This is a genomic window from Streptomyces sp. XM4193, from assembly GCF_023072595.1.
Lineage (GTDB): Bacteria > Actinomycetota > Actinomycetes > Streptomycetales > Streptomycetaceae > Streptomyces.
Genome location: NZ_JALLGK010000003.1, coordinates 221552 through 240182 on the forward strand (window position 1 = coordinate 221552; position 18631 = coordinate 240182).

An 18631-nucleotide genomic window follows, 5' to 3' on the forward strand; every position below is an offset into this window, starting at 1 on the left:
GAAGGGAAACCACGATGACCGCTTCCGCGCAGAGCCGACGCGCCGCCACCGGAACGCTGCTCGGGCTCGCACTCGGGGACGCGCTCGGCTATCCGACCGAGTTCGACGGTGTGCCCGCGATCCTCGCCGCCTGCGGGCCCTGGCGCGGGATGGAGCTCCCCGCCCGGGCCCTCGTCTCCGACGACACCCAGATGGCACTCGCCGTCGCCCGCGCCCTCACCACCGCACGGGCCGGGGAGCACCTCGGTCCGGAGGGGCTGGTGCGCCCGCTGCGCGAGGAGTTCATCGCCTGGTACCGGTCGCCGGAGAACAACCGCGCCCCGGGCGGCACCTGCCTCGCCGCCTGCGCACTGCTGACGGTGGAGGACCGGCCCTGGCAGGAGGCCAGCAGGATCGACTCCAAGGGCTGCGGAGCGAACATGCGTGTCGCGCCCGTCGCGCTCGTGCCCGGGCTCGACGACCAACAGCGCGCCGGCGCCGCCCAGTTGCAGTCCGCCCTCACCCACGGCCACCCGACCGCCCTGGCGGCGTCGGACCTCACCGCGCACGCCGTGCGCCTCCTCGCCGACGGCGTCGCCCCGGCCGAGCTCGTACCGCGGCTGCGCACGTACGCGCACGACAACCGCACCCGCTACCACCAGGACTGGCTCGGCGACCTCTGGACCCGTGCGCAGGACTCGACCGCCGAGCACTTCGCCGCACGCGGCTGGGACGAGTGCCTGGCGATCCTCCACCGGCTCGAAACGGCGGTGCGGACGGTCTCGCCGGAGGACGACCCGTGCGCGGTGACGGGCGCCGGCTGGATCGCCGAAGAGGCCCTGGCAACCGGCCTGTTGTGCTTCCTGCTCTTCCCCGACGAGCCGGTGCTCGCACTGCGCCGAGCCGCCTGCTCCTCCGGCGACTCCGACTCGATCGCCTGCCTCACCGGCGCGTTCGCGGGCGCCCACCTCGGAGCCGACGCCTGGCCCGGCGCCTGGGTGGAACGGATCGAGCACCGCGACGAACTCCTCGCCCTCGCCGCCCCCTGGAACCCCCGACCGCCCGTGCCGGCCCCCGCTGCTCCCCGGAACCCGTGACCGCCCGCGCCCGCCCCTCCGCGTCCCGGAACCCGACCGCCCGCGCCCGCCCCTCCGCGTCCCGGAACCCGACCATCCGCGCCCGCCGCGCCCGCCGGGGCCGTCGGGGTCCGGTCAGCGCTCCTGGTACACGGGGTTGTGCTCGCGGCAGGTTTCCACCGCTTCCGGGGGCAGCTGGGCGCCCAGGTCGAGACCGCCCTGCTCCTCGTCGACCTCGACTCCCCGCGCGCCGTTCTTCTTCAGACACTCCGCGTACTCGCGCAGGGCACCCACCCAGCCGTCCGGCAGATCGGGGGTCCGGCTGTCGCCCACCTGCACATCGCCGCTGGGCTCCTGGCGCGGCGAGGGCCGGGTCTCGGAGGTGTCCCCGGCGGCGCCGCAGGCCGCGAGCGCGCAGACGACGGAGAGCGTGAGGAGCGTGAACGAGACGGTCAGAGGCCCGCGTTGCCTCATCGGGAGTTCACCTGCTCGCTCAACCGCCCCTTGCGCAGGGTGAGTACACGGTCGGACTGGGCGGCCACCTGCTGGGCGTGACTCACCACCACCACGCATTTGCCCTGCTCGTGGGCGAGTTCGCGGAAGATCTCGACGATGCCCTGCGCGGTGTCCTCGTCGAGGTTCCCGGTGGGCTCGTCGGCGAAGAGGATGTCCACGTCGCAGGCGAGCGCCCGCGCGATCGCGACGCGCTGCTGCTGACCGCCGGAGAGCCGCAGCACATTGCTCCGGGCCATGTCCCGGTCCAGACCGACCTGTTGGAGCAGTTCGAGCGCGCGCGCCCGTCGACTGCCCGACGAGGGTTTCGCGCCGGTGATCTCCATGGCCGTGGTGACGTTCTGGAGGGCCGTCATATAGGTGAGGAGGTTGTACTGCTGGAAGATCGTCGCGGCATGCCGGTTGCGGTAGCGTCCCAGGCCCAGTTCGGCGAGGTCCCGGCCGTCGAAGCTGATGCTGCCCGCGGTGGGCGCGTCGAGCCCGCTGGCGAGGCTGAGCAGCGTGGTCTTGCCGCTGCCGGACGGGCCCAGCACCGTGTAGAAGGTGCCCCGGGCGAAGGCGTAGTCGATGTTCTTCAGCACCGCGGTGCGACGCCGCCCACCGGCGTAGGTGTGACTGACACCGGTGAGCCGCAGAACGGTCCGGTCGACGCCGCCGCTCCCGTCGACGGCGCCGCTCCCGTCGGACGGACCGGGAATGCCCGGGGCGTCGGCGGTCCCGGAAGCCGCGGAGGTCCCGGAAGCCTCGCGGGCCTCGGCGGGCGCGTGCGTACCGTGCGTGGCGGCGGTGTCGGGCGTCCCGGACGTCTCGGGGCGCTCGGGCGTCCTGCCCGCGTCGGATGTCGAGAGGTTCATGGCGGTCACTTGCCCTTCGTGAGGATGGCGCGGGGGTTCAGTCGCAGCACGGCGGCGGCGGGTACGGCGGTGGCGAGCACGCCGACACCGAGTCCGACGGCGCCGACGGTGGCGAGGTCGGAGGAGGAGAGCGCGACCGTGATCCGGTCCACCGGGTCGGCGTTCTCGACGGGCCGGTCGTCCATGTCGATGCCCTCGCCGATTCCGGTGCTGCCGGGCGGCGGAGGCTGCCAGGAGTCGAGCTTCTCCTCGGCCGCGGCGGCCTCCCTGCCGAGCAGCGCCTGACCGGCGCTCTGCGTCAGGGCCGGGGCGAGAAGCGAGCCGAGGCCGATCGCCACCGCCGCCACCAGGACGACTTCCAGGGCCTGTTGGGCGATCAGGCTGCTCTTGCGCTCACCCATCGCCAGCAGGACTCCGTACTCCTTGCGTCGCTGCTTGACCGCGAGATTGGCCAGAAGTGCGAGGACGGCGGCACCGGCGAGGGCCATCAGCCACATGGCGGCGGTGGCCGTGCCGCGGATCGAGTCCAGCGGGCCCGTCATCTGCTCGATCGCCTTGTCGTTTGCCGCCAGCGCGAAGCCGTCGAGTTCCGATCCGGCCGCCTTCTCCGCCGCCGTCGTGAACGCCTCCTGCGCCTCCGCGTCCTGGAGGAGGTACGTCGCCCTGCTGACCCGGAGCCCGTTGTCGTTCTCCGAGCTGAGCGAGCCGAGGCCGCCCACCGACCCGTAGAGCATGTTGGCCGGGCTGATGCCGTACTCGGCGTCCGGTTCGTCGGTGGGGCGCGGATCGCGGTAGACGCCGGCCACCGTGAAATCGCCCTCGGTCTTCTCGTCGTTGCCGGTGAGGCTGATCCGGTCGCCGACCTTCAGCCCGTTCTCCTCGGCGAAACGCTCCTCGATCAACAGGCGTTTGCGGTCCCGGTCGGCCGAGGTCAGATGCTCACCGGACAGCAGGGTGAACCGGCCGCTGCGGAAGTCCGGCAGCAGCGAGGTGTCCAGCACGCCCATGCCGACGGTGCCGCGTTCGCCCATCGGGTTCTGCGGACCGCCCCCGACCAGCTTCTGCGCCTCGTCCAGGATCGCGCGGTCCCACACCTCGTACGTGTACTTCTGCACCTGCGGCAGCCGGCCCAACTCGTCGACGGTCCCGGCGTCGATCCGAGGCGCCTGCAACCCGGCACTCGCGCCCAGTTGGCCCGGGTCCATCTCCAGGTTGATCTCGGCGCCCACCGACCGCTTGACGTCCTGCTCGGCCCGCGCGGTCGCACCGTCGATCAGCACGCCCGCCAGCACCATCACGGAGATGACGAGGAAGGCGGCGAGCGTGATCAGGGTGCGTCCCTTGCGCGCCCAGAGGCTGAGCCCCGCGCGTTTGACGAAGTTCATGGCTTGTCGGCTCTCTTTCGTACGTGGAGTGGGGCGGACGGTGTCGACGTGGGCGTTGTGCGGCGGGGTCGGCGGGGTCGGCGGGATCGGCGGTGCGGCGGGGGCGGCGGATCGGCGTGGGCGACGCGGGTGACGGCGTCAGCCGGAGTGCCTGCCGGTCGGCGTCCGGCCCTGTCAGTCGGTGTCCGTGAGGATCGAGCGGGGGTGCAGCCGGAGGATCGCGACGCCCGGTACGACGGTGGAGACCAGGGAGATCCCGAGGCCGACACCGGCGACCCTGGCGACGTCGGCGGGTTCGACCCGTACGGTCGGCGGCGCGATCCCGCCGCCCGGAGCAGGCGGCTTCCCACCGCCCCCGTCCGACTCCTCGCGCCCGGCGGCGCGGTCGGTGTCGGCGGCGCTTCCCTTCCCGGAGGAGCGCGGGCCGAGCAGTGCGTCGCCGACGGGCTGCCCGGCGAGGGAACCGGCCAGTGCGGCGAGTGCGACGGCGGGCAGCGCCAGAGCCGCCATCTCCACCAAGTGCTGGCCGACGAGCTTCCACTTCCGCTCGCCCATCGAGAGCAGCACCCCCAACTCCGAACGCCGCTCCCGTATTTGGAGCATCACGATCAGTCCGAGGATCAGCGCGCCCGCCAGCGCGATCACCCAGACGAGCAACCCCGCGAACGTGCCCATCCGTTGGATCGGGCGCACCTGGTCGCGGTACGCCCTGTCGTTGACCTGGAAGTCGAACGAGCCCGCGCCCAGCAGCCGTTCGGCCTCCGCGTGCAGCTGCTCGGCCAGCTCCGGAGAACCGATCCGGTAGACCGCCGACTCCACCGACGGAGCACCCGCGCCCTCGTTCCCCTCGGCGGCGGCGTCGTCGTCGTCCGCTGAAGCGGTGTCGCCACCCAGCTGCCGGGCGGTGCCGACCGGCACGTACAGCCTGTTGCCGGGCAGCTCGTACGACGGCTGCCAGTCCGTCGGGGGCGGCGACGGGTCCTGGAACACGCCGACGACCTTCAACGGAATCGCGCGCCCGCCACCCGCAGGTCGCATCCGTACGGTGTCACCGGGCTCGATCCCGTTCCGCTCGGCCAGCCGCCGCTCGATCAGCGCGACGTGTCTGCCCCGGTCGGCCGCGGTGATGCCCCGGCCGTCCGTGACCTTCATCGTTCCGTACGAGAAGGGCAGCAGCATTCCCGAGTCGCGCACTCCGACCGCGCCAAGTTCGCCCTTCGCCCCGCGGTCCGCGCCCCCGGGCGGCGGTGCGTCCGGGACGAGCGGCTCGAAGCCGTCCGCGTCGGCCCGTACCGGAACCTCCGCGTTGTGGCGGTGCACCAGTTCGGAGCGGCCGAGCCGATCGGCGAGAGCCGGGCTGAGACCGTCCTTGCGGACCGTGGCATCGACGCCGATGGCGCGCTGGGCATCTGCCTCCTGGCGGGCGGCGGCTCCCTGGAGCAGGAACCCTCCGAGAAGCAGGACGCAGATGACGAAGAAGATCCCCAGCAGTCCGGCGGTCCTCGACCTCCTGGCGCCGAGGCTGGTCCCGGCACGCTTGACGAAGTTCATGCCGAGGACGAAAGCAGTCCGCCCTTTGCAGGGAGATAAGAGCGTCACAGCGGCATAAGGAGCTCAACCACGGGCGACCGGCCCGCCGTTGGGCCTCCGGCGGGCGTCCGGCGCACGCGTCCCCGCGGCGCCCTGCCCGCTCCCGCGCCGGTCTCGCCCTCCGCGCGTCGCCGGCCTCGACACACGCCTCCGTGCGCACCCGCGCGCACCCGTCGTCGCCCGGCTCGCTCGCCTGCCTGCCTGCCTGCCTGCCTGCCCGCCTGCCCGCCTGCCCGCCTGTCGGCCGTCTCCGTGCGCAGCCGACCGATCACGTCCTTATCCGGCCGCAATCGCCGTCTTGGTTTCATGTGCGCATGAGAGTCCTGATAGCCGAGGACCATCGCGTTCTGGCCCGCACCATCGCCACCGGTCTGCGCCGTCAGACGATGGCCGTCGACATCGCCTCGACCGGGGCCGAGGCCGAACAGATGTCGCTGCTGACCGACTACGACGTGTTGATCCTCGACCGCGACCTGCCGGTCATGAGCGGCGACGAGGTCTGCCGGCGGCTGCGCGAGCTGCACGACCCGCCGCGCATCCTGATGCTGACCGCCGCCGGTGAACTCACCGACCGCACCTACGGACTCACCACCCTCGGCGCCGACGACTACCTGGCCAAACCCTTCGACTTCGCCGAACTGGTCGCACGCGTACGGGCGTTGAGTCGCCGCGCCCCGAAACCGCTGTCCACGCTGCTCCGGTTCGGCGATCTGACGATGGACGGAACCCGTCGTCTGGTCTCGGTCGCGGACCGCCAACTGGAGCTGACACCCAAGGAGTTCGCCGTTCTGCGGCTGCTTCTGCTGGCCGCGGGAGCGCCGGTGCCCCACGACGAACTGGTGCGTCGTGTCTGGGACGAGAACCTCGACCCCCGCACCAGCGCGGTGCGCACCACCATCAGCCGGTTGCGCGGAAAGCTCGGCCATCCGGTCCAGATCCTCGCCGACCGGGGTGAGGGGTACCGGCTGTGCGAATGAGCCCACGGGCCCTGGTGGACAGGATGCCCTTCCGCGCCCGCCTCGCCGCGGCGTTCTCCGGACTCTTCCTGCTCGCCGGAATCGCGCTGCTCACCTTCGTGGTGCTCCTGGCGCGCTACGGGACCAAGCAGCAGGCCGCCGGCATCTCCGTCCGCATCAGCGACCACGAGAAGCCGACCGGCCCCGACGCCCCCGGCCGGGACGGCTCCGGCGGACCGGAGGCCGAACTCCCGGGCGGAAAGACCGACTTCGCGCCCACCGGCCCCGGCCCCCACCCCTCCGGACGGACCGCCCACCGCGGCGACGGCGCCGCGATCCAGCAGCTCGAACAGTCCGTACAGGCCGTCCAGGACACCGCGCTCCGCCAGATGCTGCTCTGGTCGGGCGTGGGACTCGTGGTCATGGCCGTACTGGCCGGACTGCTCGGCTGGTGGCTCGCCGGACGCGCGCTGCGCCCCGTCGCGTCCATGACCGAGGCCGCCCGCCGCATCAGCGAGCAGAACCTCCACCAGCGTCTCGCACTCACCGGCCCTGACGACGAACTCCACCGCCTCGCCGACACCTTCGACAGCATGCTCGACCGGATTCAGAAGTACGTCGAGAGCCAACGCCGCTTCGTGGCCAACGCCTCCCACGAACTCAAGACCCCCCTCGCCGTACAGCGCACCAGCCTCCAGGTCGGCCTCGTCGACCCGCTGCCCGACGGGCTCGCGGACGTCCGCGAGGATCTGCTCGACGCCAACCGCGACGCCGTACAACTCGTCGACGCACTCCTGCTGTTGGCCCGCAGCGACCGCGGTCCGGACGAGACCGAACCGGTCGATCTCGCCGCCACCGCCCGCCTCGCGACCACCGAACTCACCCCGCTCGCCGACGACCGCGCCGTACACCTCGAACTCGACACCGCCGCCGACCCGCCCCCGACGCTTCGCGGCGACCCCGTCCTCCTGCGCCACCTGCTGACCAACCTGATCCGCAACGCCGTCCAGTACAACCACCCCGGTGGCGACGTGTGCGTACGCCTCGACGCCCGCACCCTCACGGTGACCAACACCGGACCACATGTGCCTCCCGAACGGATCCCCGACCTCTTCGAACCCTTCCGCCGCCTCGACGCCGACCGCACCGCCACCTCCGGCCACGGACTCGGCCTCTCCATCGCCGCCTCCATCGCCGAAGCCCACCACGCCACCCTCACCGCCCACCCCCGCCCCACCGGCGGCCTCACCCTCACCCTCCACCTCCCCTGAGCACCGAGCCCTCGCCCACCACAACAGCGGACCGGCTTCTCAAGCGCCACAAGCGAGGGGACTGCCGTCCACTGCTGCTGTCCAAAGGCCCCGGACCGTAATCGGCCCAGGGCCTTTGCACTGGCGCCCCGGCAGGACGTGTCTGTCGGCGCCTTTCGCTGGTTCAAGACACCTTCTCTTGCAGGCCCAGCGTTTGCCGGCCTGTTGGGGGCGCTGCCTCATCTGTGCAAGACGGCCACGGCCCGCATGACCGCCCGCAGCGGAAGGCGGCCGTTGATGCGCGGTCGGCCTGGCGGTCGGGGAGCAGACGAGTCGCTGCAGGCGTGCGCACGCCGCGTTTCGTATCAGACCTTCTCGACTCGAACGGAGTGTCCCGCGAGGAGCTGATTCATGTCGTCGGTGTCGGAGGTGAAGACGGTTGCCTCAGCTCCCTGCGCGGCTTCCCGTCCGGCCACAGCCGCCAAAACCGCGTCGATGGCGTACTTGTGCCCATGCAGGCCCGCCGTCCTCAACATGTCACGTGCCAGGGTGATCACCCGGTCGTCCGTATGCACGACGCGGATTCGGGACAACGTCCAGTTCCACAGCGCCTGCCTCGACGTTTGGCGAGGGTCCCATGCCTCCAGGGTGGTGAGCGCCGAGGTGACGATCGGGATGTCGAGCCGCGGAGCTGTCTTGATCAGTGCAGCCATCTCCCGGTCGCCCTGAACTGCCTTCGAGAGAGCCTCGGCGTCGAACACGAAGACGCGCTTTCGTGGGCGGTGCAGCTTCGCCTGGGCGGTGCGGCTCACGCGGCCTCGTCCGAGTGTGAACGCTGCCCGTCATGCCAGTCGTCGATGGCGGCGATGCGCTCCAGCGCTGCCTGCTGCTCGTCGTCCGTCACAGCGCCGTGCTCTTCCTCGAGTCGCCAGGCCAGCTCGCGCAGTTGGTCCATGGCGTCCTGGTGCGCGGCAGCGGCTGCGATGTAACCGGACACCCCACGTGCGTCGACACGCTCCTTGATCGATTCCACCAGCTCTTCCGGCACGGTAATGGTGATCTTCCGGGTTGCCATACTTGAAGTATGCCACGTCGATCGACTCGGGGCCCATGGCGGAGAACGCAGATCCTTTGGGGTATTTCGCCGTCCACTCACGCACCGCTGTCGGGTCAGCCGCTGACCTGCTCCGCATTAGGCAGCACGACACCTGGCACGGTTGTGCGTCGCTTCTCTTTGCAGCGGGAGTCGCACCGCGCACGGTGATGGAGGCCCTGAGGCATTCGCAGGTCGGCGTCACTGCGGACGTCCACAGCCGCGTCAGCCGGAGGGGGGCGTCGGTCTCCGAAGCGCCGCAGGCGAGGGGCTGCCGTCAACTGCTGCCGTCAAAAGGCCCCGGATCGTGGTCGGTCCGGGGCCTTTTCACTGGTGCCCCCGGCAGGATTCGAACCTGCGACACCCGCTTTAGGAGTTTTTCCCGGGGGGAGAGCTGTGACCTGCGGAAACGTCGACCGTAGGGCAGCTGGTCTGGAAAAACACCCCTCCGTAGTTCTCGCGATTTCGCGGGGTTTCCCGTCCTCATGTGTGCTGAATCCGTTCTGGCCGGGGTGCCCGGATGTGCTCTCAGGGCATCGCGCTGTTGGTGGCTGGGGAAACCGATATGAAGCCGTTCGTCTCCCGCGTCGTACCTGGTAGCCTGCGGCACTTGGCGGGCTGTTGACTCAGGGGGACAGGTGCAGATCACGCTTCGTCTGGTGGACGCGGATGCGGACGAGTTGGGGGCACTGGAGGACTGGCTTCGGTCTGAACGCGCATTGCGGCGCGTGCTGATCCGGCGCGAGCACGCACCCACACGCCCAGGAGACATGGGAGTGCTGGCAGACTGCCTGCAATTTGCTATAGACGCGGGATTGGTCGGCGTACTGGCGCAGTCACTCATCGACTACTGGAGGTCGAGGGTCGACTCCCGCCCGGCGGAGGACAGGCCGGCGCTCCGTATCGAACGCGTCGACGCTCCCGACGGCACCCGGACGGTCACCATCGAGGCACGCGATCCCGAGGCTGCCGAGGCGGTACTTCGCGAACTTCCCAGTGCCTTTGAGTAGTTCATGAACGCCCAGCTGCCTACCCCGGAGAAGTCACGAGCCGTTTTCATCGCGTCGGGTGTCTTCAACAACAGCGCGTTCACCGACCTCGACGCAGTGGTACGCACGGCCGAAACGCTCAAGGACCGGCTGCGCGATCCTGCCGTGTGGGGGATCAGCAACGCACACTGCAGGGTGATCAAGGCGCACGAGTGGACTCGTGAGGAAATACTCAAGGCCGTCGAGGCGGACTCCGAGGCGGCGGAGGACTGCTTCGTCCTCTACTTCGCGGGTCACGGTGTCAACGAGAACGGACAGCTGCTGCTGCCCCTCCTGTACTCCACGGCCGGTATGCCGAGCTCCATGCTCGAATTCGGCCACCTGATGAGGGAAGTGGGCAAAGGGCGTGCGCAGACCAAGCTCGCGCTGATCGACTGCTGCCATGCCGGACTGGCCATGGGCGACCTGCCCTTCGAGCAGCACGTGGCGGGCGAGGCGCCCGAGGGCTGCTACGTCATCGCGGCTTGCGAAGCGAACCGTACCGCCAAGTCGCCCGAGGACCATGAGTTCACGGCCTTCGGAGGGGCACTGATCAGCTGCCTCGCGAAGGGCGGCCCATCCGATCAGGAGTTCTGGACGCCTGCGCAACTCCTCACGCAAATCGACGGGCTGCTCACGGCCGAGAAACATCCGCAGCCGGTCACCAACGGATCCCCGGTCGGCGAACTGCCCTGGGTGAAGAACCGACGCTACGAAAAACCCTTCAAGGCCGCCGACCTCTCGGGGCCTGCGGCGAGCGGCGACACCCGGACGCCGGCGCAGGCCGAGAAGGTCCGGTACCTGGGCCCCGACCCGTTGCCGCTCCCGATTCCGTTCCTCGGCCGCGACGCGCTGCTGGGCAAGGCGCATCAACTCGTCCATGTGGGCAAGGTCCTGCCCGTGACCGGCCGCGAGCAGGTGGGCAAGTCCGCGCTGCTCACCGCGCTCGTGGCCGAGGCCGACTCGTTGAGACAGCTTCCTCTCCCGCCCGTGGTTCTGGAGATCGAGCCCAGCTCGGCGGCCGAGAGCCCGCTGCTGGAGGCGATCGCCAGAGCCCTGCACCAGACCCTGGACGACAGCGAGCTCTCGGCGACGGTCGAACCCAGGACGGACAGCCTGCTCGGCCTTGTCCTGCCCCGTCAGGTCAAGGGCAGAAGCCTGATCCTCGTCATCAAGGCGTCCCACATCGACCTCACGCGCCCCGAACTCCGCACGGAACTCAACGAGTTGCTCAAGCAGGACGTCTTCAAGCGGGCCGCCGTCATCGTGGAGACCACCGACTCCGTCCAGATCGACGGGGGACTCTGGCGGCCGTTCGACGTGCCCGCGCTGACCCCGCCCGACGCACAACTGCTCATCCGTGACTGGCTCACCGGCGAGAACCTCGTCACGGACGTCGAGGCGCTGGAACTGGTGGGCTACGACGAGATAGTGCGCCGCCCCGGGATCATCGAACGCGCCGTCCGTCTCGTTTCCCGGCAACGCCGCAGCGGCAGCTTCGAGAACTTCCTCGCCGGGCTCGACACCGACTCCGGAACGGCGCAGGAGGTCGCGCCCGAGGAGTTCGACCAGGCCCTCATGGAGGCCGCGGAGCCGACGATCGCCGGCGCACTGGAAAGGGCCTGGTCCACCGTGGGGAGCGCGGACCGGACCAAAGGGCAGGCCGTTCTCACCGTATGGGGAATCGTGGACGAACTGCCCCTCCCCGTGGACGTTCTGCAGCGTGTGGGGCTGCCGAAAGACGCGCTGCGGGTGCTCTTCAACGAGGGCGTCCTAGTCCCCTGGCGCCCGCCCACCGACTCGGCGCCCGCGGCCGGGCGCACCCCCTGCCTGGAGGTCAGCCCGGTCAGCAGGGAGGCGCTCAGGACCGATCTGCTGCGTACCGTACGTCCCGCCGCCGAAGCCGGTGCAGACGGAGCCCTCGACGACCTCGACCAGCGGCTCACCGCCGCGGCCCGGCTGCTGGGGTCCGCCGTGCTGCCGGACGGGAAGGCGGATGGAGCCTCGGAAGACGTGCCCCATGTCATCGAGGTGCTGCGCCGGGCGACGGGATGGCTCGACCGCCATGTCCCCGATGTGCTGGCAGGGCTGCGCTACCGGCTCGGCCTGTACGTCAACAGCCAGTACACGGACGCGCGCCTGCTCCCGGTGGCGCAGACGATTGATGTAGTCACGCCCGCCGAATTGCCGTCGGTCCCACAGGAGACGGCAGCGGCGCCTACGGCCGTGGCGGGCAGCCCGCACACCGGTCAGGACGGTGCGGCGAACGGCAGAGAGGCCAGGAGCGGCGCCGTACAGCCGTGGGAGCGGATCGACGAGTTGTACGCCGCCGCCGGCCGCCTTAATCTGGCGTCCCGTGCATCGGCACGGGAGGCGAACGCCGGGAGGATATTCCTCTCCGTGTTCGAGTACGCCGTATCCCTTCTGGAAGCATGCGACGAGGCCGCACCCTGGCACGTGCTGCGCGCGGTCGACCAGTGCGGCTTTCACGGGGCGCGTCGCCTTCGCGTGCTCGCCGAGATCGTTCCCGCCCGCGAACGGCTGGCGCGGCAACTGACGGCCCACAACGAAGACCGGACCGACTTCCGGCTGAACCACTCGCTCTGGTCGGTGTCCTGGACCCTCAACACGGCCGCCGCCCAGATCGCCGCCGACGACAAAGCCGGCGCTGGTGCCACGCTCCAGCTGAGTGAGCGGCTCCTTGAAACACTCCCCCCGGCGCCGGACGCGCGGGCCCGCCAGACCCGGAACTGGCTCAGCTACCGCATGGCAGGACTGCGCCGGGTGACCGCGGTGACCGCGGACGAGCGGCGCACTGCCCTGCGCTCGGCCTACGACCTCGCCCGCGAGAACACTCTCTTGGCCGCCGACATGCCCGAGCGCCTGCAGCAGTGGACACACAATCTCCTGACGAGCGGGTACTCGTACGCGCAGGAAACACGGGAGGACCGAGAGCGGCTGAACCTGGCCGAGGAGACCCTGTCCACGCTAGAGGATGTCTGGGGGCCCAGGGACGAGTGGGCGATGCCCCTGCTCGCCGAGGCCGCCAGCTTCCTGCGCAGAGTGCACGCCCGGCACGCCGACTCGGAGTTGCAGTACGCGGGCGCCAGGGAAGTCCTCGCCCTCTTGCACGACCGGGACCGGGGCTCCGGCCAGGGGGCGGGACCCGTCACCGCCATGGGCGCGGACAACATGATCGAACTCGCGGAGGCACACGCGTTCCTGGCCTACGTACAGCGAGAGCGCAACGAGCAGTCTGCGGCGCGGCAGAGCCTCCGGCACGGCGTCCAAATAGCCCGGAAGGCGGCGAAGGAGCTCCCCTCCACGCATGCGTACAAGACCTGGCTCCGTCTGCTCCGCACCATGCAGGACTGGTTCGGGGGCGGTCGCGGACGGACCCTGCTTCCGGAGCATGCCAAGGCCGTCGAGGAAATCCGCCGCTGGCTCGACAGCCGTCAGGAGACACGGTACGGGAACCAGTCGATGGCCCTGCTGCACCTGTGGTGCCTGGACAGCGACTGGCGACGGGAGGGCAGCCTGCCAGTCGCGGCGAAGGAGCTGGCCCCGCACACGAGCTGGAACACCGGCCGTTCTCCGGAGCAGGTGCGGGCGGACCAGGTCAACCGGGCGCGCTGGAACACGCTGCAGGCGCACGAGCGGGTCTACGGTCCGACATGGGCCCTGTACGACGCCCGCCTCAGAATCAGGCGTGAGTACCAACGCTGGAGCGCGATCTACGGCAAGCACCCACACGAAGTCGATCACAGACCTGTCTGGGAACTCCTGGACAAGGCCGAGAAGCTGTTCCCGCGGAACCTGGACGTCATGCGGGCCCGCGCGTTCTACCACCGCTACATCTGGGAGTACGGTGAAGCGGCCCGGCTGCACGCCGAGGCGGCCCGGCAGGAGAGGGACGGAGACCGCCGCCGCCGTGGTCTGGTCGACGCTTCTGAGTGTCTGCTGAGCCAGGCGCTCTACCAGGAGGGGATGACGGCCCTGGAACGCGAGTCGGCGTTGCGGACGGCTTCGGAATACCTGCGGGAGGTGGCCGGACTCCACTCGCAGACGCACCGTGTGTCCCTGCTGTCCGCGCGTATCGCCCTGGAACTGGACAGGCCGGTGGACTGGGACCTGGCCGACTCCAAGTTCGCCGAGCTCATCGGCGACAACTACGTCGGCAATGTGGGCCGCTATCTCAATGAGCGCCGGAACCGAGCGGCCGTGGAGACGCGTGGGAATGCCGGCATCGAGGTGGGAGACCACGCGGATGCCGGGGAATGGAAAAAGGCCACGGACCCCCAAGAGTCGTTCGCGGTGGACGACGTTTTGGAAGAGCACTTCACCGACGTCGATGTCCTGAGGTCCTTGGGGAGCCTCTACCTACGGCGTTCCATCCTCAGTGCGGAGCATGACCCGGAAGCGGCCCGTGCTAGTGCTTGGCGTGCCTACAACTGCTTCGACGGACGCAGGGTGATGGAGACGGATCTCAACGGTCAGGAGAAGGTCGACACCGCTTTCCTACGTGGTCAAACCATCACGTGGGCCGCGGAACTCACGGCCTCCGCTTCTCCCTTCCCTGGTGAGAGTGGACGACAGCGTGGATGGCTGCACCTCGCGGAGTCCCGGTTGCAGTCGGCTCGTAGCCGCAGTGCGGGTAGCTTTCACGGACTGATCTGCACATGGGATGAACGCTTGCGGGCGCTGAAGAGCACGCTGAATGACCAATGAGGCACCCCAAACACCAAACCAGGACTGCTGGTCCCGGGGTTTAGCGCCCTTGAAGCAATCCGTGTCCGTATGCGTGCTGTGACCACAGGAGCCCTTCCGCCCATCGGACGGAAGAGCCTCTGACCAGGTGTTTCTCTGTGCCCCGGCAGGATTCGAACCTGCGACACCTGCTTCAGGAGTGGGATCGAATCCTTGCCAGGTGGTGCTCGGTGACGCTGGGCGGTGCCGTCCGTGCACGTCAGCGCCCCCGGCCTTCCGCCTGGCCATGCCTCCTGTCAGCGAGTGCCGCTCCATCCGCTCACGCATCGCTCACGCATCCAGCGCCTCTGACGAGCGGCGCTCCTGGTGATCGGTGAGCCCTGCACTGGTCGCCGAGAGGAGGGACATCTCTCAAGGAGGTCACGTGCCTGGTGTCGACGGCGGTTGAACTTAAGCGACGCCGAGACCTGGATGTCGCCTGAGATGATGGACGAGTCCCGGGTAGGAATCGTCTGGACCAGCGTTGTCACTGGTCTGCACTACCGTCTCGATTCGTGACACCCTGAGGCTGCTCTCCGGTGACCTGTGGAGCGGGCCGGTGACCCAGGAAGGAGTGCCCGAGTCTCATGGCTGCGTCTGCTGAACATGTTAGGGCGCTAGTGGAGGCGCATGCGGCGGGCGATGACCGTGGCTTCTACTCGGTCGCTCTGCAGGTGGCGGCGACAGAAGCACGCCAGGGCCACACACGCGCCGCTGCTTCACTTCGGGACTTCATCGACGCTGCCAGAAAGTCGCGTGTCCGCCGTCTGGAGCCAGTGGCATCGCCACCTCCAGAGGGTGAGCTGGCCGGGATGCTCAGCCACAACCATCCCGAGTATGGCCTGGACCAGATGACCCTCGACCCTGAGGTGCGGATGCATCTCGATAGAGTCCTGTCCGAGCAGCGGCAGCGAGGAAAGCTGGCGGACTTCGGTTTCTCACCTGCCCATCGCATGCTGCTAACCGGCCCGCCCGGAACAGGTAAGAGCATGTCGGCGTCGGTGATGGCACACGAGCTAGGCTTGCCGCTATACACCATCCGGCTCGACGGGCTCATCAGCCGGTTCATGGGTGAAACAGCGGCGAAGCTGCGCATGGTCTTTGATGCAGTTGAGCGCACGCGCGCGGTGTACCTCTTCGACGAGTTCGACGCCCTCGGAGCAGAGAGGATCGCGGGCAATGATGTTGGCGAGGCCAGGCGCATCCTGAACTCGTTCCTTCTGTTCCTCGATGAACTGGAGCCGCGCAGCCTGGTGATTGCGGCGACCAATCACGCAGGAATTTTGGACCGTGCGCTGTTCCGCCGATTCGACCTCGTCGTGGGTTACGACCGACCGAGCCGGAGCGAGGCCGTGGAGATCCTCCGTCGTCGGCTATCGGTTATGGACACATCACGTGTGTCCTGGGCTGAGGTAGCGTCAGGGACAACTGGACTCAGCCATGCGGAACTCGTGGCTGCGGCCGAATCGGCCGCGAAACAAGCGATCCTCGGAGGAAGCGACGTGATCGACCCAGCCGTACTCGATAGGGCCCTGGCCGAGCGTCGTGCCACCGCCGGTGCCTGAGCAGGAAGGCGGGCGGAGATCCCGTCATCTGGAGTTGCCCCCTGCGGCCGACCGTTCATTCAAGGCGTCCGGTAGCGGGAACGGGGGAAAGATTCGGCCCATCACGGATCGCTTCGGTCACGCAAGCCGTCTCAAGGCTGCTCTAAGCGCTGCCCTGGATGCGGGGGACGTCCGACGGGCTCGCATCCCGTCAGGGGAGGCGGCCGACGAGACATTGCTGGCCGTCACTTCGGCCCCCGGATATCCGCTGCCGATCGCCAAGATCGACTCTTCCGGCTGCCGTTTGGTGGCCATGTCGTCCCCGCTCGGCAAGACGCGGCCCGAGGTCGCTGTCGTTGCCGTGAGTGGAACGGGGGCGAACCGGCTCGGCAGGCGCATCGACGCCTATGCGGAATCGGGGCTTGCGTCAGCCGGAGGGCAGCAGCTCTCCAGCAGTAGTGGCGAAGCCGATCTCGTCGCCAATGTCGACGAGATCTCTCTGGCTTCGGTCAGTGACTTATGGCGTGGGCTTGAGACGCCACCCACGGGCGTGCGCTGGTGGCAGGTGTGGCTGGAACGGTCGGCCCTCTATGAGGAAGAGCCCCTGGAGGTCCTGCGGCGGCTCGGACCCGTCCTCGGCCTGACCTTGAGTGGATACACCCTCACCTTCGCAAGGCGAACGATCGTCCATGTACAAGGCTCCGCCTCACAGCTCGCCGGCCTCGTGGGGACTAATGCACTGCCCGTAGAGGTGCGCCCCTCCTCGGCGGCTGAAGCCTTCGTGGAGGCCTCGCTGTCCCTCCGGGAGGACCTCGTTGCGGACCTCCAGGCCCGGACCATTCCGGCACAGCGCGAGGACGCGCCTGCTGTCACGGTCCTGGATGGAGGCATACTCGCCCATCACCCTCTGCTTAAGCACTCTCTGGCCCGGAGCCTGACGCTCCACACTGAAGGACTGGCAGGCGACGTGGACGGGCACGGCACAGCCATGGCCGGACTTGCGCTATATGGGGATTTTGCCGCGGCACTGGGCACCAACTTCCCCGTGCACCTACGCCATCGCATTGAGTCGGTAAGAATTCTGGAACTCGACGGCGAGCCCCGGTGTGCTGGTGACTATGGAACGGTCATGGCAGAGGCCGTTGCGCTCACGGAAATCGATGCCCCATTGACGCGGCGCGTTTACTCCATGTCCGTCACTGACCACACGGAGGTGGCATCGCCCGAAGCGGGCCAGCCCACCGCATGGTCCACCACGGTGGATGCCCTTGCCTACGGACACGACGTAGTCGTGTCTGACGGCGGGGACGTCACCTTGCTGACTCCGAACCGACCTGGGCCAGGACGCCTGTTCCTCATTTCCGCTGGCAACGTACGCGAAGGATACGTCCAAGATCACCTGACCCGCTGTGACCTCACACCGGTTGAGGATCCCGCACAGAGCTGGAACGCAGTCACTGTGGGGGCGTACACCCGAATGGCCCAGGTACCTGCGCAAGGGTCGGCCTACGCCAAGTGGAGTCCTATGGCTTCGGAAGGGGAACTGTCGCCCTTCAGCCGCACGGGAGTGCAACTTGACAGCCGATGGCCGAACAAGCCCGACATTGTGATGGAGGGTGGCAACCTGCTGTGGCAGTCGGCGCCAGGTGGCGAGCTCGACACAGTGGCAGCGCCCAGCCATGGACTACTGACTACGTCCCGGAGCTCCCACCAGCTGGTCCACGCTGTCCACGCCACGAGCCCCGCGACTGCCCAAGCAGCTCGCCTCGCTGCACTGGTCAAGGAACGCTATCCCAATCTGAGCCCCGAGGCGGTAAGGGGACTGCTCGTGCATTGCGCCGAGTGGACTCCGACCATGTGGGGCCACTTTGCGGCCGCGGGCGCCTTCAAGACGAAGGGAAACAAACAGCTCCTGGGCGCGCTGCTGCGCCGGTATGGATGGGGTGTGCCAGGCGAGGAGCGACTCGTGAGCAGCTCCCTCCACGATCTCACCCTCATCGCGGAGGAAGAATTCTTGCCCCTACGCGCCAACAGGGGGCAGCTGACGTTTGCCCAGATGCAGGTCCACTCACTGCCCTGGCCGGTCAAGGAACTGCGGGATCTCGGGGACGAGCGGGTCCGCATGCGCGTCACGCTCTCCTACTTCGTGGAACCTTGGGTTGGTGGCCAGGGCTGGCGAGATCGTTTCGCGTACCCCTCACACGAGCTTCGCTTCGACCTCCCTCGGCACGGTGAGGACGCGGCCGAGTTCCAGTTGCGGGTGTCTAATGACGCGGCAGCGGCCGAAGTGGGCCGAGCGGCCGACGGCCGAAAGCGCAAGACAAAGGCGGATCCCGGCTGGCTCCTCGGCTCTCAGCAGCGGCAACGAGGCAGCCTGTGCTCAGACCTTTGGCAAGGCACGGCAAACGATCTTGCCGAACGGGCCTACCTTGCCGTTTACCCGTCAGGTGGGTGGTGGAAGAGACAGAACGCAATGGACCGGGCCCAGGTACCCGTGCGGTACGCCCTGCTGATCAGCATCCGAGCCCAGGACACCGGCACGGACCTCCTCACTCCCATCCGCAGCGAGATCGAAGCGAGGATCTCCGTCCCGGTGTCCATCGAGCTGTGATGCGGG

General features: G+C 68.8%; 13 protein-coding genes and 1 tRNA gene. 7 read left to right on the forward strand and 7 right to left on the reverse strand.

All coding sequences use genetic code 11. From position 1 onward, the window contains the following. Positions 1 to 14: 14 nt before the first annotated feature. Entirely contained in the window at positions 15 to 1076 is a 1062-nt protein-coding gene (locus MTQ01_RS12130; protein WP_247489548.1) for an ADP-ribosylglycohydrolase family protein, read from the forward strand. 114 nt (positions 1077 to 1190) lie between these two features. Here the strand turns inward: MTQ01_RS12130 and MTQ01_RS12135 are convergent, their stop codons facing one another. The 4 genes from MTQ01_RS12135 to MTQ01_RS12150 form a co-directional block, all read right to left on the reverse strand. Beyond that, on the reverse strand, positions 1191 to 1529 hold the full coding sequence (locus MTQ01_RS12135) for a hypothetical protein (RefSeq protein ID WP_247489549.1): 339 nt from the start codon (positions 1527 to 1529) through the stop codon (positions 1191 to 1193). Then, entirely contained in the window at positions 1526 to 2422 is an 897-nt protein-coding gene (locus MTQ01_RS12140) for an ABC transporter ATP-binding protein (protein ID WP_247489551.1), read from the reverse strand. The genes MTQ01_RS12135 and MTQ01_RS12140 overlap by 4 nt, the downstream gene beginning before the upstream one ends. A 5-nt stretch (positions 2423 to 2427) precedes the next feature. Then, complete coding sequence (locus tag MTQ01_RS12145; RefSeq protein WP_247489553.1) at positions 2428 to 3807, reverse strand: FtsX-like permease family protein; 1380 nt, start codon at positions 3805 to 3807, stop codon at positions 2428 to 2430. 174 nt (positions 3808 to 3981) lie between these two features. Further along, on the reverse strand, positions 3982 to 5358 hold the full coding sequence (locus tag MTQ01_RS12150; RefSeq protein WP_247489555.1) for an FtsX-like permease family protein: 1377 nt from the start codon (positions 5356 to 5358) through the stop codon (positions 3982 to 3984). A 353-nt stretch (positions 5359 to 5711) separates the two neighbouring features. On the opposite strand from MTQ01_RS12150, the gene MTQ01_RS12155 reads away from it, so the two are divergent. Continuing rightward, positions 5712 to 6374: a response regulator transcription factor gene (locus MTQ01_RS12155; protein WP_247489557.1), complete on the forward strand. Its 663-nt coding sequence runs from the start codon at positions 5712 to 5714 to the stop codon at positions 6372 to 6374. Beyond that, positions 6371 to 7624, forward strand: coding sequence for a cell wall metabolism sensor histidine kinase WalK (locus MTQ01_RS12160; RefSeq protein WP_247489559.1), 1254 nt, complete (start codon positions 6371 to 6373; stop codon positions 7622 to 7624). The genes MTQ01_RS12155 and MTQ01_RS12160 overlap by 4 nt, the downstream gene beginning before the upstream one ends. A gap of 344 nt (positions 7625 to 7968) precedes the next feature. Here the strand turns inward: MTQ01_RS12160 and MTQ01_RS12165 are convergent, their stop codons facing one another. From MTQ01_RS12165 to MTQ01_RS12175, 3 genes are all read right to left on the reverse strand, one after another. Further along, positions 7969 to 8415: a hypothetical protein gene (locus MTQ01_RS12165; RefSeq protein ID WP_247489561.1), complete on the reverse strand. Its 447-nt coding sequence runs from the start codon at positions 8413 to 8415 to the stop codon at positions 7969 to 7971. Then, the gene (locus MTQ01_RS12170; RefSeq protein WP_247489563.1) at positions 8412 to 8678 is read right to left on the reverse strand and encodes a hypothetical protein; all 267 of its coding nucleotides are present in this window, start codon (positions 8676 to 8678) and stop codon (positions 8412 to 8414) included. The genes MTQ01_RS12165 and MTQ01_RS12170 overlap by 4 nt, the downstream gene beginning before the upstream one ends. 349 nt (positions 8679 to 9027) lie before the next feature. Continuing rightward, positions 9028 to 9130 (reverse strand) — tRNA-OTHER (locus MTQ01_RS12175). 204 nt (positions 9131 to 9334) lie between these two features. Between MTQ01_RS12175 and MTQ01_RS12180 the strand changes: the two genes are divergently transcribed. The 4 genes from MTQ01_RS12180 to MTQ01_RS12195 all read left to right on the forward strand — a co-directional run bounded on the left by MTQ01_RS12180 (position 9335) and on the right by MTQ01_RS12195 (position 18625). Continuing rightward, the gene (locus MTQ01_RS12180) at positions 9335 to 9706 is read left to right on the forward strand and encodes a hypothetical protein (protein ID WP_159056154.1); all 372 of its coding nucleotides are present in this window, start codon (positions 9335 to 9337) and stop codon (positions 9704 to 9706) included. Positions 9707 to 9709: 3 nt separating this feature from the next. Next, positions 9710 to 14452, forward strand: a complete 4743-nt coding sequence (locus MTQ01_RS12185; RefSeq protein WP_247489565.1) for a caspase family protein — start codon at positions 9710 to 9712, stop codon at positions 14450 to 14452. A 605-nt stretch (positions 14453 to 15057) separates the two neighbouring features. After that, entirely contained in the window at positions 15058 to 16035 is a 978-nt protein-coding gene (locus MTQ01_RS12190; RefSeq protein WP_247489567.1) for an AAA family ATPase, read from the forward strand. Beyond that, entirely contained in the window at positions 16028 to 18625 is a 2598-nt protein-coding gene (locus MTQ01_RS12195) for a S8 family peptidase (RefSeq protein ID WP_247489569.1), read from the forward strand. Before MTQ01_RS12190 ends, MTQ01_RS12195 begins: the two co-directional genes overlap by 8 nt. Positions 18626 to 18631 lie beyond the last annotated feature (6 nt).

Coding starts and splice junctions, on each gene's coding strand:
- MTQ01_RS12150 (WP_247489555.1), bottom strand. CDS start 5,358: ATGAACTTCGTCAAGCGTGCCGGGACCAGCCTCGGCGCCAGGAGGTCG.
- MTQ01_RS12130 (WP_247489548.1), top strand. CDS start 15: ATGACCGCTTCCGCGCAGAGCCGACGCGCCGCCACCGGAACGCTGCTC.
- MTQ01_RS12145 (WP_247489553.1), bottom strand. CDS start 3,807: ATGAACTTCGTCAAACGCGCGGGGCTCAGCCTCTGGGCGCGCAAGGGA.
- MTQ01_RS12135 (WP_247489549.1), bottom strand. CDS start 1,529: ATGAGGCAACGCGGGCCTCTGACCGTCTCGTTCACGCTCCTCACGCTC.
- MTQ01_RS12160 (WP_247489559.1), top strand. CDS start 6,371: ATGAGCCCACGGGCCCTGGTGGACAGGATGCCCTTCCGCGCCCGCCTC.
- MTQ01_RS12140 (WP_247489551.1), bottom strand. CDS start 2,422: ATGAACCTCTCGACATCCGACGCGGGCAGGACGCCCGAGCGCCCCGAG.
- MTQ01_RS12190 (WP_247489567.1), top strand. CDS start 15,058: ATGGCTGCGTCTGCTGAACATGTTAGGGCGCTAGTGGAGGCGCATGCG.
- MTQ01_RS12185 (WP_247489565.1), top strand. CDS start 9,710: ATGAACGCCCAGCTGCCTACCCCGGAGAAGTCACGAGCCGTTTTCATC.
- MTQ01_RS12155 (WP_247489557.1), top strand. CDS start 5,712: ATGAGAGTCCTGATAGCCGAGGACCATCGCGTTCTGGCCCGCACCATC.
- MTQ01_RS12170 (WP_247489563.1), bottom strand. CDS start 8,678: ATGGCAACCCGGAAGATCACCATTACCGTGCCGGAAGAGCTGGTGGAA.